We start from the raw sequence: 12,958 nt of genomic DNA on the forward strand, positions 1-12,958 counted from the left end.
CGGTGAATTTTTTTTGAAAACAGATCTTATTTGTGTCCGGTTCTCCTTTCTCATCCCACCTATCTCCTGACACTTCCATACAAACAGGAGAATGTTGTGTTTAACACATGGCCCCACGCCCTTTCCGTCGCCGTTGCCCTGGCAACCCTGGCGAGCCCTGCCCTGGCGCAAAACTTGACCTTCAATCTGCCGGCCGGTCCACTCGCCAACACGCTTAATGCGATCGCCGGCCAGAGCGGGCAAATCATCTCGCTGGAGCCATCGCTGGTGCAGGGCAAACAGGCGCCATCGGTGATCGGCCAGATGCCGGCCGAGCAAGCGATGCAGAGGGCACTGTCGGGCAGCGACTTGCAGTTACGCGTGACGGATCAAGGCAACTTCAGCATTGAACCAGCCCCGGAGAACAGCGCGGCACTGCAATTGGGTGTCACCAACATCGTTGAACGCAGCACCGACCCCACTACCGAAGGCTCGGGTTCCTATGCCGCGCGGGCAGTGACCATCGGCAAAGGCACCCACACCCTCAAGGAAATTCCGCAGTCGGTCACTGTGATGACCCGCAAGCAAATGGACGATCAGGATATCGTCGATCTCAAGGATGCGGCCAACAAGACCACCGGACTGGTCGGCGCCCAAGGCGTCGGCAGAGGTTTGATCCTCTCTTCGCGCGGTTTCCAGATCGATGACTGGCAGTACGACGGTGTGCCGATCCCGCGCAACACTTACGCGCTGGGCAACTGGGCCACGCAGGACTTGATTTTCTTCGATCGCATGGAAGTGCTGCGCGGTGCATCGGGCTTACTGCAAGGTACCGGCAGCCCGGGTGGCGCGGTCAATCTGGTGCGCAAGCGCGGTCAGGCCGTACCGAAAGTTACCCTTACCGGCAAGGCTGGCTCCTGGGATCACTACGCTCTGCAACTGGACGCCGGCGGGCCGTTGAACCAGAGTGGCACCATCCGTGGACGTTTCGTTGCCGACCAGGACGACACCCACTCGTTTGTCGATTCCGAATGGTACAAAACCACCTCACTGTACGGCGCGCTGGACTTTGATCTGAGCGAAGCCACTACCTTGGGCGTGGCGGTCAGCCAGTCCGACGGAGAATCGCGCTCGAATGTCCGCGGCTTCCCGCGTTACTCCGACGGTAAACCCATCGACCTGTCGCGCAGCACCTACACCGGGGCGAAGTGGAACCATTCGGAGATTGATGTCACCACGCTCTACACCGATCTGGAACACCGTTTCAACGACGACTGGGCCTTCAAGGTCGGCGCCGTGCGCATGACTGAAACCAACAAGGCGAAGAGCCAGCGGGTGCAAACCAGCGGCAGTGGCATCAATCCCGATGGCAGCGGTGTGCAATACGCGGACTTCGTGACGGACCTGGACTCCACCAAAGTCGCTCTGGACATGAACCTCACCGGCAAGTTCGAAGCCTTGTCCATGCCGCAGGAAATCATGGTTGGCGGCAACTATTCCAAATATACCTCGGACGACAAATACGCCCGAACCTTCAACAACAGCACCGACAATATCTTCGACATTGATCACGACCGTCCCGACATCAGCTACGAGGGTTTGATCGATTCCGGTGGCCGTGGAGTTCCCAGCCAATACGACATCCGCCAGAAAGGCCTGTACGGCAGTTGGCGGGTCAAGCCGAACGAGCGGCTGACCCTGGTGCTCGGCTCCCGGGTCAGCTGGTACGACTACAGCTACAAATCGTCTACCGAAACCTTGTCTGGCAGTACCGTCAATCCTGAGAGCACCGCCAACGAAACCGGGGAAGTCACACCCTACGCCGGTATCGTCTATGACCTGAGCCGCGAATGGGCGGTCTATGCCAGTTACACCGACGTATTTACACCGCAGACCGAACGCGATACAGCGGGTTCAGTCATTAAACCGATTATCGGTAGTAACTACGAGATTGGTCTCAAGGGCGAGTTGATGGATGGTCGGATCAATACATCCCTGGCCCTGTTCCGTTACGATCAGGAGAACCGTGCTGTTCTCGATAGGCAGGGTGAGCAAATCTGCAACGGTTGGTATTGCTCGACGGCATCGGGGAAAGTGCGCAGCCAAGGCCTCGACGCCGAAATCAGCGGTGAAGTGATCGACAATTTGCAACTGTTTGCCGGCTATACGTACAACACCACCAAATACCTGAAAGACCCGGACAACGAGGGCAAGGTCTTCAGTTGGTGGACGCCGAAACACATGCTGCGCGTCTGGGGCAACTACCAGTTCAGCGGGGACTGGAACCGTGTCAGTACTGGCCTGGGCTTCACCGCCCAAACCCACACGCTGGGTTACGATCACTCCGTCAACGTACCGGGTTACACCGTGTGGAATGCCCGTGTCGGCTACCAGCTCACGTCGGAAATCGAGCTGGCGATGAACGCCAACAACCTGTTTGACAAGACGTACTTCACTGCGGCCTACAACCAGATCAATGGCAACAACAACTACGGTGATCCGCGCAACGTGATGTTCAGCGTGAAGTACACCCCGACGTTCTAACACTGAGTAACGTAATTCGATCCCGATCTCACGGTTCCAAGCCAGCCGGAATCCGTTTCCGGCAAGAGGGCATTAGCTGACGTTTGGTCAGGCACACTTTGCAACCACGTTGACGAGGGGTGCGCAGCGGTCGGGACTGTTCCTCGTCGGCAACCTGCATTTCTCAAACCGCCATCTAGTCATAACGAAGCCATTTCGATTGCTGTCCGTTGCCACGGCAGGTGTACCCCATTTGCCGACTTTATTCGTAACGCGAAGTCAGAGCAAAAAAACGCGTTTACAGTGAAGTTTTGACCGAGGCGACCAAGCAACAAAACCTCGTGATGATGCAGGCCGAGGCAAAGCAAGCCTGATAGACATGCATAGAATCAAAGAGAAGCCTGGCCAGATGCCGGGCTTCTTATTTCCCGTATACGCTCGGTATCTCCTTTCAGGGCGATCTTCATTGCGGCTGGACGGCTGGACGATAAAGCACGTTACTCACTTCGATGTAGCTCAATAGCGCCTGCGTCCGCCTCTCCCGACTCTCCTTTCCAACCTAGGTCTTAATTGCAGCTTTTGCTGGAGGCAAACTAACCACGTCCTAGGAAATTTCCCTCAAGTTGTGGCGAACTCCATGAACTGGCGAGTAACGATCCGAGAAGATAACCTTCTGTCTTCGCTGCAACCCGGCGGACGGTTTTGACAGGCCGAAAAGCGTAGGGATCCCTAACTTTCGGAGTTCCTCCATGAAAAAGAACAACCCAAATCCCCTTGAAAACCCAGACCTTTCGGAATCTGAAACCCTCGACCTGACCCAACTCTCCAAAGCCACCCAACGCGCCGTCAGCGCCCGCTTGCGCAACCCGAAACAGCCCGATCCCGTGAGCCATATTTTCACCATCCTCCCCGACGTCGACACACCCACCCTGCTCGGTCACGCCAGCGAAACCCTGGCCTCCATGAATGTCATGACCACCGATCTGGCCGACCAGCTCGACGGCTCGCATCGCAACGTGGCATTGGCGATTCAGCAACTGGCCGTGCTGGCTGAGATGTTGATCAACCGAGCGCTGGATAACCTCGATTCGCCCCTGCCGGCGGTCACGCCCGTCTGCCACTGAATGATCGCGCTCGTTGATCGAATGGAGGTTTTGTCATGGATCGATACATGCCGGTCACCGGCATCGACTGCACCATCGCGTCGCTGCTGATCGACACCGAAGCACCGCTGGATGTGCTGCATGAAACGGCGACCTACCGCATCCGCACGGCAACTCAATTGCTGGAGAGTTTCGCTGTGAACGAAGGCGTTCACAGCGAGCTGGCGCGGGTGTTGGTGACTTCGCTGCGCGATGGCTGTGATTTGCTGGATGTGGTTGGGCGAAGGTTACAGATGCAGGTTTCGGCGTTGTAACGAACCCAGCATGTTACCCCAACACAAAAAGGCACCTGACGAACATTCGCAGGTGCCTTTTTTGGATTGTGCGGTATTAGATGATTCAACAGTAGGTTTCATGATCTGTAACTTACTGTCGACTCAATGGACGCAGAGTCGCCACGCTTTCGGCCTTGTGCAAAAAAAGGATTTCTCTGACAGATTAGAACCACGTCATCCTGGGAAATTTCCCGCAACCTGTAGCGACTTCCATGAACTGGCGAACAACGTTTCCGGCAGATAGTCTTCACGCTTCGCTGTAAACCCTGCGGACGGTTTGACAAGCCCGAAATAGCGTAAGGATCCCTAACCTCATGGAACGCCCTTATGAAAAAAATCACCCTGCATTTAGTTGAAAATACGGCCACTTCAAAGCCTGAAACCCTCGACCCAACCCAACGCCCCCAAGCCACCGAGCGCGCCAACGCCCGCCGGCGCAACCCGAACAGGAACATCTTCAGCGTCCGCCCCGACGTCGACACGCTCACCCTGCTCACTCATGCCAGCGAAACCCTGGCGTCCCTCAACGTCATGACTCTGGACTTTGCCAACCGACTTGATGGGCCACAGCGCAATGTGGCGCTGGCGCTTCAGCAGTTGACGATGCTGACCGAGCTTTTGGTCAACCGAGCGCGGGATAACCTCGATCCGAACGCTTCGGTGCCGGCGGGCAAGCCTCCCGTTTTTCACTGAGTGATCGAGCGACGACTACAAACGCAGATTTCGGCGTAGAAAAGCAAAATGGGCGGCCTCATTGAGGTCGCCCATTTTGGCTGATGCCGTCGTTGCTACATCATTTTCATTTCGAACAGCGCACCAAGTTCTTCAAGAGTCGGCATGGCTGCCGGAATGACAGCAAATTCGCAATCCAGAGCACCTAACACGCGCGCATAAGCACTCAGGCTCACGGAAAGAGTGCCCTTCTCTACAGCGATGACTTTCTGCCGAGTCAGCCCTGCGAGTTCGGCCAGATTTGAAGGCCTTCCATCCACATGAATTTTTCTTCACCCCACCGCCTCTCCCCAACCTGTACATTGCCCTCGCTCATTCAAGAAACTAAGGTTTGCCCGCGCTCCCGCGGGCTTTTTTTTTGTCTGCGGTTTTGTTGGCGGTTAGTTTAAGTAGCCCGCGCAGGGGAAACCTTCGGCAGTTCCTGCCGGCATTTCAATCGATACAAATACGTATCCTGCTCCCCATGCTGCTGCGAACACCGCGCCTGATAACACTTCCTGATCAAGCCAAAACCGGTCGCTTCAGCCAGCCGTTGGCTCGCCACATTGGCCACGTCTATGGTCAGGTAAAACGTGAAACCGGGCAGGCTTTTGATCAATTCTTCGAGCGCCGTGCGCATGTAACCTTTGCCCGAATACTCGGTATTGGCCCAGTAGCCGACGACGTAGCGGTTGCGGCGCCGGGGCTTCAAACCAATGCAGCCGATGATCGTGTGCGCCGCATCGTCGACGATAAACAGCCGCCGCTCACCTGTTTCGCTTTTGAATTCATCGACTGCCCGTGCGAGGAACGATCGGGCCTCGTCCTCCGTGGTGTAGGGTTTGGCCCAGGACAGAAATTCGGAATGGGTGGTAAAACTGGCGTTAAGCGCATGTTGCAACGCTTTACACCATTCGGGGTCGGGGGCACTCAATCTCAATGTATGAGTGCCCACCGTCAGCGAAAGCTCCATTGCATCTTCCTTGAATTCAAACTCCGTAGCGTCAAACAGTAGCAGTGCCAGGAAGGACACTGCTACTCAGGAATTCAACGGCCCCCGGCCTAAATCTCCGCGTTGGCGGGTGAACTTGTAAACGGCTCAACGACAGGTCGCTCAGCCTGCTGTCGCACCGGCAGCTCCAGCCGCGCCCGCCCATAAAACGCCAACGCCGTCAGCAAACATGCCAGCCATACAAAGATTCCGGCCCAGAAGGTGTGGGACATGTAGTGCCAACCCTGTAGAACCCGCGTCGTGCCGTAGACGAAACCGAGCAGCAGCGAGCCGTACATCAGCGCTTTGGAATACCGCCAGCGGTAGCGACGCGCCACGAAGTACAGCGCGAGCATGGTGAAGCCGCCCGACGCATGTCCACCCGGCCAGCAGCGACCATCGCCTGCGACTTTCAGCAGGTCGAAATTCTGGTACCACTCCTTGTGTTCGATTTTCCCGGCGTACTGGGTCGTTTCGACCGGGCAATACACACTGGTGTGGCCTTTGAGGTAGTGGATAACGCCAGTGCTGATGGAAAACGCGAACACCACATAGAGGAAGTCCCGACGGTGTTTACTGGCGAACCGAAGTATCGGCGCGACTTTGATTTTTTCCAGGAGCGTGATGATCTTCGAATGTTTTTCAGCCTTCAGTCGCGGCCAGAGAAACGACAGCAAAGCGCCAATCATCGCGACCTCACCAGTCCAGTTCGGGATGATCCGCGCCCATTTATGAGTGATTTTTTCGAACAGATGGACATGCTGTAACGGAAACAACCGTGTGGCCGGATCATAGAAAAGATCGCTGAAGGCGATGTCTATCTTGGTCATGTCAAACAACAGGAACACCACGACCGCGCAGGCCAGCGGAATACCGAAGTTCACCCAGTAAAAGCGGTAACGGGAAGCAGTCAGCATCGTACGTCCTGATCCAGAGGGATGATGGTGAGGCTCATTCAGTGGTCACCGAATGCCAGTCGGAGGCTTCAATGAAACCGAGCATGCGCGGCGGCTGAGACTTTTTGGCGGAGATAAACAGAGAAGCGCCATAACCCAAGGTCTCGGTCGATAACTTGAGATCTTTTTCGAGTTGCGCCATGCATTCGCTGTGGGTCACCAGAATCAGGTTGCGTCCGGCCACCTTGTGCGCCAAGGCATCGCGCAGCATGTTGTCTCTGCAGTGGACCAACCAGTCTTCGCCGACGCCGACCTTGTTGAACATGTAACCGGCGGTTTGCGCCGTGCGCATCACTGGGCTGTTGTAGATGTCGGCCCGATCCAGCCCCAGATGCTCGAACTGCGCGCCGACACTCACCGCCACGCTACGGGAGCGATCGGTGATGCCGTCATTGCCGCTCAGGCAGGCAGCCGTGGAGTGATCACAACGCTCGACGTGGCGCACCAGCACGATCATGTCGCCTTTGGCCCACCCGGTCGCCAACGCCCGGGCACCCGCCACATTGCCATGGGCCAGGTCAGGGACGGCGGCGGGTCGCAACAGCCACACGGTCAGCGGAATAACCAACAAGGCAGATGCCAGCACGACTGCGGCGTTTCGATAACGGGCCAAACGGCTCAGATCGATCGAGCGTTTTATCCCGAACAGACTCAGTCTCAATTCCACATCAAGCCACCTCGCCGGCATGCACCACTGTCATTCGTTGCCGCGAGGGTAAAGAGGCGCGCGTCGGCAGCCGGTGAAACCCGTGTGAAAACCTTGTTACAAACTTTGCCTGACAAAAACCTTTCAGCTCCCGGGATTGCTGCCGATACAGACCTGCTACCCCCCTTGCTGGCTCTTAAAACAACAATCTTCCAGCCAACCGACGATCAAGAAGCACAACGTTCCTGGAGGAATATTGATGAATAGCTGGTTCGGTAATATCAGCGTGAACCTGAAACTGGGCCTGGGATTCGGCCTGGTCCTGGCACTGACCTGCGTACTCGCCCTGACTGGCTGGACGAGCCTGGGCGGGTTGATTGACCGCAGCAACTGGATGAGCGACATCACTCAGCTCAACGCCGGCCTGACCAAGCTGCGTGTGGTTCGACTGCAATACATGCTGACCAACGGTGACGAAACCGCCGCACAGAATGTGCAGACCACCCTCGACGGCTTCATCGCTCAGCAACAAGCGTTGCTGTCGAGTTTCAAGAGCCCGGAAAACGTCAAGTTGCTCAAAGAGCAGAGCGCGACCATCAGCGCTTACCAGATATCCCTGAACAAAATGCGCAGCGCCTACCGCACCGGTAACAGCGCCCGCGACGCCATGGGCACCAATGCTGAAACCGCCAACACGTTGATCGAAGCGATCAGCACCCGCGTGCAGCAAATGCCCCTGAGCGACCAACGCTTCGAACAGTTCCAGGCCATCACCGCGGCCAAGGAAGCGTTCATCCTGGCTCGCTACGAAGTGCGTGGCTACACGGCCAGCACCAACGCCGAGACTGAGCAAAAAGCCGTCGCCCAACTGGACACAGCCATCGCCAGCCTGAAACAGCTCGACGTGTATTTCAGCGAGACCCAGCAAGACGCGCTGCGCCAGCTGGAAACCGCGCTAAGCAACTACCGCAGTGCCTTGCAAGCGTATAAAGCCGCCAACACCGATGCGGTGCAGGCGCGCAAGGAAATGACTGACCAGGGCGCCACCATCGTGACCCTGAGTGACCACCTGTATCAGATCCAGCTCGACCGCCGCGACGCCGAAAGCGCCCAGGCCCGCACGCTGCAACTGATCAGCACCTTGCTGGCCTTGCTGGTGGGCGTCATTGCCGCCGTGATCATCACCCGTCAGATCACCGGCCCGTTGCGCGATACCCTGGCCGTGGTCGAGCGCATCGCCAGCGGCGATCTGTCCCAGGACGTCAAAGTGACCCGCCGCGACGAACTCGGCGTACTGCAGCAAGGCATCGCACGCATGGGCGTGACCCTGCGCGATTTGATCAGCGGTATCCGCGATGGCGTCACTCAGATCGCCAGCGCCGCCGAAGAACTGTCAGCCGTGACCGAGCAAACCAGCGCCGGGGTCAACAGCCAGAAAATCGAGACCGATCAAGTGGCCACCGCCATGCACGAGATGACTGCCACGGTGCAGGAAGTCGCGCGCAACGCTGAAGAAGCGTCCCAAGCTGCAGCCGCCGCTGATGGCGAAGCGCGCGAAGGCGATAAAGTGGTCAACGAAGCCATCGCCCAGATCGAACGCCTGGCCAGCGAAGTGGCGCGCTCCACCGAAGCCATGAGCGTGCTGCAGCAGGAAAGCGACAAGATCGGCAGCGTCATGGACGTGATCAAGGCCGTGGCCGAACAGACCAATCTGCTGGCCCTCAACGCCGCCATCGAAGCAGCTCGTGCCGGTGAAGCCGGTCGTGGTTTTGCCGTGGTGGCCGACGAAGTTCGCGGCCTGGCCCAGCGCACACAGAAATCCACCGAGGAAATCGAAGGCCTGGTGGCCGGCCTGCAGAACGGCACCCAACAAGTGTCGGTGGTGATGAACAACAGCCGCGCCCTGACCGACAGCAGTGTGGCGCTGACCCGCAAGGCCGGCGTGTCACTGGAAAACATCACCCGAACGGTGTCCAACATCCAGTCGATGAACCAACAGATCGCTGCCGCTGCGGAGCAACAAAGCGCCGTGGCCGAAGAGATCAGCCGCAGCATCATCAACGTACGCGACGTGTCCGAACAGACCGCCGCCGCCAGCGACGAAACCGCTGCATCCAGTGTTGAGCTGGCACGGTTGGGTAATCAGTTGCAGATGATGGTGAGTCACTTCCGGGTGTAATGCCTGCGCCCCTGCCCCGTCAGTGCCGGTACTGGCGGGGATCTCGGGGACGTCCGGTCATACCGTGTTTCAAAATCCTACAGCGTCCCCTCCCTCTTCCCCTGCCAAGCGGCGAAAGTTCCGGTCCCTGCTCCATGGAGCGGCTGACAGCGCATCCCCATGCCACATCGTAGTGTCGTCAGCTCTATCAAAGGAGCTCATCGGCATGGACGACAACCCCTTACTCAAGTCACTGATCGGGGCCCACGGCACCGAGCAAACAAAAGCAGCACTTGAACAGTTTTTTAAAGACACGCTGAAACTCACCTCAGTGTTCGATATCACTCGCCTCACCGAAGCCGAATTCAAGGATCGCTTCAGTACTGCAATCCAAAACAGCGCGCTCAAAGATCACGCGTCCAGCATTGACACAAAAACGCTCTACGACAACGTCAAATGCCTCGCAGCCCAGATCAGCCACCTGTATCGGGAGCAGCAGACTTCAGACGGAAAAGCTCAGCACCAGTGGCACCCACACGGCATTCGTGCTGTTGAGAAACAGGGGCCGACCTACACCAATCTGTTCCAGGAGAACTGGGACGACGCCTGCAAGGTCGATTCGATCGCCGCCATCGATTCGCCTGTCGCCTATCTCAGGGCGCTATACCTGTTTGCCCTGCAACTGGAATCCAGCGCCTCGGAATCGGCGCCTGAAAAAGACAACCGAATCCTGTTGAACAAACGGCGCCCCGATCTGGCAAAGCTCTCGATTGATCAGCAAAGCACTTTCACTGCGCAACCGATGCTCAAGATTGTCAATGACATCCTGGACAAAAGCATTCAGGCAGGTCTGGAGTCCACCGACGACAAAGGCAAATCGACCTATGAAGTGCTGGCGCAAACGCGCTACCCCTTCGCCCTTCCATATGAGTTTTTCCACCATCAGTGCCTGTTGGGCCTTGGCGCAAAAAAAACGGCCCTGGGAGAGCTGAACTACCTCGTCAGCGACAATCTTCCCGTCACCCAGAGCATCAATACCAATACGCTCTATGGCAGTGTGCTGAGCGCCTCCTCTGCTGAAGCTCAAATGCTGATGTCCGGGCTTGGCCCAAAACGGCAGGCACTGCTGACACATACGGCGAACGCGAATCTCCCCCCCGAGGAACAGAACTACTGGAAAGAAATCTACGGCACCACGTCAACTTCCGACCTGAATAAAATAAACATTTTTCTGGAGCGAACCGAACTTAAAGCCGAACAAATGGAGGCATTGCTGGTGCAAGGCAAATATGCACCACGCACATCGCCTCACTACTCATTGTCGGCGAGTTACTCCCAGCCCTATGGAGCCCGTTACGTAAACGGTCCGGTCGCTTGCAACGCCAGCATCATGTTTCTGGATAGAGACGAAAGGCCTGAGAAAATCGCTAACGCGACCGAGGAACGACTCGAACGCTTGCATCGAATGATCCGCCTTCAACGCTGGCTCGATATCCCGTTCACCGAACTGGACACGCTGATCTGCAGCGTTTTTGAATCGCAACGGCCACTCAATACATCAATGCAGCTCGATCGCCATGTCATGCGTGCCCTCGGGGTCTATCGCTATCTGAACCGCCGGTACTCCCTCAGGGCCGAGGAGTTCGGGGCGCTGCTGCACCAGATATCACCCTATGCCTGCGGCGATCACACCGCCCTGTTTGATCAACTGTTCAACCAGGCCCGGCTGTTCGATACACCATTGATACTCGATGGTCGCGCCTTCAAGGCGGATGACTCGGATCCTGTCTCGCACACCATTCTCCAGCACTTGAGCGCCTGCCTTGGCCTGCCTTTGACCGAGGACTCGCTCTTGCGGGTCGTCAAAAACACGGAGAAATTCCTTGGCTCGCTCAGGTGTGACTTGCCCACACTCTCATCGATTTATCGACAGGCACGCATTGCCCGAATGTTCGGCCTTTCGATTGCCGAAAGTTCGACGCTGGCAAGTTTGCTGGGCGGGGAATCCATTTTCAGATGCCTGGCGAGTGGCGACTCAGGTATGCGCCTCCTTCGAATAAAAGCCAGCAAGGACGTTGAAAATGCCGAGCTGACCGTACGCTTTCATCTGTCGACACAAGGAGATGCGCAAAATCCTGACCTGCTTTTCGGGTCAACCTTGCGGTTGAACACTTCACGGTTCGCCAACAAAGACACAATCAATGAGTTCCGCGTCCTGATTACCCCGACTCAAGCCGGGGATCTTCCCTTTATCAGCATCAGCCAGATCCCGACCGTTAGCGCAAATGAAGAAACGTCTCTGGAAGAGGCTGTCATCCAGTTCAACGGTGGCACCCTTGATGAACTCCTGTGCCGAAAATCTCTGTTTGTTCAGCTGATCACAACACGGCGCAATAACAACGACATAACGACTACCTACCCGACTGTCACCCTGACAGAAGAGGAACACCAGGGGCTTGATGCATTCAACCTGCTCGATATGCTGATGCAAATGGACTGGATTACCCGCTGGATCAAGGAATCGGTCTACGACATCCCCAAACTGCAACAACTTCTTGAACCGACGACCGGCAACGATCTTGCCTCGGGAGATTTGCAGCAGCACCTCACCAAACTGCGCGCCGAAACACTCGAGTGCGCAGTAACACCACAAGAGTTGGCAGCATTGTCATTGCCGGAAAAAATTAGCTGGCGCACAAAGCTGGCTCCAACCCTGCTCGATGCAACTGGCCAGGTGAAAGATTTCGCATCAGCAATCAATGACGATGTTCCACAGAAGCTGGCCGCTGAGCTGGACAACGTAGTCGATACGTTAAAGCTGGATGCAAATTCCGGCAAAAACCTGAAGCTCCAGGCCGACTGCAAGCAGAAACTCAAACGCCTTCTACTACTGGCCCATGATCGACAGCAACATCTGATCGAGAAGTTTTTGCAGGAAACCACCCTGCTGCCCATGAATTGTGCAAAGGGGGTGTTGGTATGGGCGAAAACCTCTGTACACCAAATCCTCGTCGCGGCTCTGCAAACAGAGGATTCACTCAACCTTCACAAAATACTGCGTCCGGTTTTGCGCCACGCCGAGGCTGCTGTCCGGCTGCAATTAAGCAACAGGGCTTTTCGCATGTTCCTGCACCGCCCGCACTTGCTGGATAAGCCGAACACAGCACTGACACTGACGCTCAGCAACCTGTACCTGCTCGATCGTTTCAACCATTGCAGGGTGACCTACCAGCAGACAGAAGAAAGTCTTCTGAGCTACCTGGAATTCGCCAACGACTCCACTTCCACAACACCCGCCATCAATGACCGCCTGGCCCAACTGCTGAACTGGACGACGACTGAGGTCACCGTACTGACCGCGCAGCTGGATCTTGCGAAGGCCCGAACAATGAAGGACATCGATTGGGTCATGCGCTGCCACAAAACCTGCAAAGCCACAGGGCTTAGCGCAACTGCCCTGCTCAATGCCACGGCGCTCAAAAACGAGAGCCCGGCCACGGCCTGGAAAACAGTCGGTGAAGCGGTCATGGCGGCCAGTCACTAATGCCACTGCATG

11 protein-coding genes and 1 pseudogene are annotated in these 12,958 nt (G+C 56.7%); 8 read left to right on the forward strand and 4 right to left on the reverse strand.

Features of this window, described 5'->3' with window-relative positions; all coding sequences use genetic code 11:
* The first annotated feature begins 96 nt into the window (after nt 1-96).
* The 4 genes from ACZ9IM_RS09235 (at nt 97) to ACZ9IM_RS09250 (ending at nt 4,633) form a co-directional block, all read left to right on the forward strand.
* Nucleotides 97-2,523, forward strand: a complete 2,427-nt coding sequence (locus ACZ9IM_RS09235; protein WP_476223743.1) for a TonB-dependent siderophore receptor — start codon at nt 97-99, stop codon at nt 2,521-2,523.
* A gap of 728 nt (nt 2,524-3,251) precedes the next feature.
* Nucleotides 3,252-3,626, forward strand: a complete 375-nt coding sequence (locus ACZ9IM_RS09240; RefSeq protein WP_476223744.1) for a DUF6124 family protein — start codon at nt 3,252-3,254, stop codon at nt 3,624-3,626.
* Between the two features lie 35 nt (nt 3,627-3,661).
* Nucleotides 3,662-3,919, forward strand: coding sequence for a hypothetical protein (locus tag ACZ9IM_RS09245; protein ID WP_476223745.1), 258 nt, complete (start codon nt 3,662-3,664; stop codon nt 3,917-3,919).
* A 348-nt stretch (nt 3,920-4,267) separates the two neighbouring features.
* Nucleotides 4,268-4,633 (forward strand): DUF6124 family protein, encoded by a 366-nt coding sequence (locus ACZ9IM_RS09250; RefSeq protein WP_427625813.1) that lies wholly within the window; start codon nt 4,268-4,270, stop codon nt 4,631-4,633.
* 95 nt (nt 4,634-4,728) lie between these two features.
* On the opposite strand, the gene ACZ9IM_RS09255 is transcribed toward ACZ9IM_RS09250, so the two are convergent.
* From ACZ9IM_RS09255 to pmrG, 4 genes are all read right to left on the reverse strand, one after another.
* Nucleotides 4,729-4,932, reverse strand: coding sequence for a helix-turn-helix domain-containing protein (locus tag ACZ9IM_RS09255; RefSeq protein ID WP_427625814.1), 204 nt, complete (start codon nt 4,930-4,932; stop codon nt 4,729-4,731).
* 125 nt (nt 4,933-5,057) lie between these two features.
* Nucleotides 5,058-5,624, reverse strand: a complete 567-nt coding sequence (locus ACZ9IM_RS09260) for a GNAT family N-acetyltransferase (protein ID WP_476223746.1) — start codon at nt 5,622-5,624, stop codon at nt 5,058-5,060.
* 89 nt (nt 5,625-5,713) lie between these two features.
* Nucleotides 5,714-6,559, reverse strand: a complete 846-nt coding sequence (locus ACZ9IM_RS09265) for a phosphatase PAP2 family protein (protein WP_427625816.1) — start codon at nt 6,557-6,559, stop codon at nt 5,714-5,716.
* A gap of 34 nt (nt 6,560-6,593) precedes the next feature.
* Entirely contained in the window at nt 6,594-7,265 is a 672-nt protein-coding gene (gene pmrG / locus ACZ9IM_RS09270) for a lipopolysaccharide core heptose(II)-phosphate phosphatase PmrG (RefSeq protein WP_427625817.1), read from the reverse strand.
* Between the two features lie 84 nt (nt 7,266-7,349).
* On the opposite strand from pmrG, the gene ACZ9IM_RS09275 reads away from it, so the two are divergent.
* From ACZ9IM_RS09275 to ACZ9IM_RS09290, 4 genes and pseudogenes are all read left to right on the forward strand, one after another.
* On the forward strand, nt 7,350-7,511 hold the full coding sequence (locus ACZ9IM_RS09275) for a hypothetical protein (RefSeq protein ID WP_427625818.1): 162 nt from the start codon (nt 7,350-7,352) through the stop codon (nt 7,509-7,511).
* Between the two features lie 127 nt (nt 7,512-7,638).
* Nucleotides 7,639-8,517 (forward strand): annotated as a pseudogene (locus tag ACZ9IM_RS09280) (methyl-accepting chemotaxis protein); the annotation flags it as partial.
* Between the two features lie 201 nt (nt 8,518-8,718).
* The gene (locus tag ACZ9IM_RS09285; RefSeq protein ID WP_429388987.1) at nt 8,719-9,423 is read left to right on the forward strand and encodes a methyl-accepting chemotaxis protein; all 705 of its coding nucleotides are present in this window, start codon (nt 8,719-8,721) and stop codon (nt 9,421-9,423) included.
* Nucleotides 9,424-9,628: 205 nt separating this feature from the next.
* Nucleotides 9,629-12,946 (forward strand): Tc toxin subunit A, encoded by a 3,318-nt coding sequence (locus ACZ9IM_RS09290; protein ID WP_476223747.1) that lies wholly within the window; start codon nt 9,629-9,631, stop codon nt 12,944-12,946.
* Nucleotides 12,947-12,958: the final 12 nt, after the last annotated feature.

Source organism: Pseudomonas sp. TE12508 (genome assembly GCF_056279485.1).

Coding starts and splice junctions, on each gene's coding strand:
- ACZ9IM_RS09240 (WP_476223744.1), top strand. CDS start 3,252: ATGAAAAAGAACAACCCAAATCCCCTTGAAAACCCAGACCTTTCGGAA.
- ACZ9IM_RS09245 (WP_476223745.1), top strand. CDS start 3,662: ATGGATCGATACATGCCGGTCACCGGCATCGACTGCACCATCGCGTCG.
- ACZ9IM_RS09265 (WP_427625816.1), bottom strand. CDS start 6,559: ATGCTGACTGCTTCCCGTTACCGCTTTTACTGGGTGAACTTCGGTATT.
- ACZ9IM_RS09260 (WP_476223746.1), bottom strand. CDS start 5,624: ATGGAGCTTTCGCTGACGGTGGGCACTCATACATTGAGATTGAGTGCC.
- ACZ9IM_RS09285 (WP_429388987.1), top strand. CDS start 8,719: ATGACTGCCACGGTGCAGGAAGTCGCGCGCAACGCTGAAGAAGCGTCC.
- ACZ9IM_RS09250 (WP_427625813.1), top strand. CDS start 4,268: ATGAAAAAAATCACCCTGCATTTAGTTGAAAATACGGCCACTTCAAAG.
- ACZ9IM_RS09290 (WP_476223747.1), top strand. CDS start 9,629: ATGGACGACAACCCCTTACTCAAGTCACTGATCGGGGCCCACGGCACC.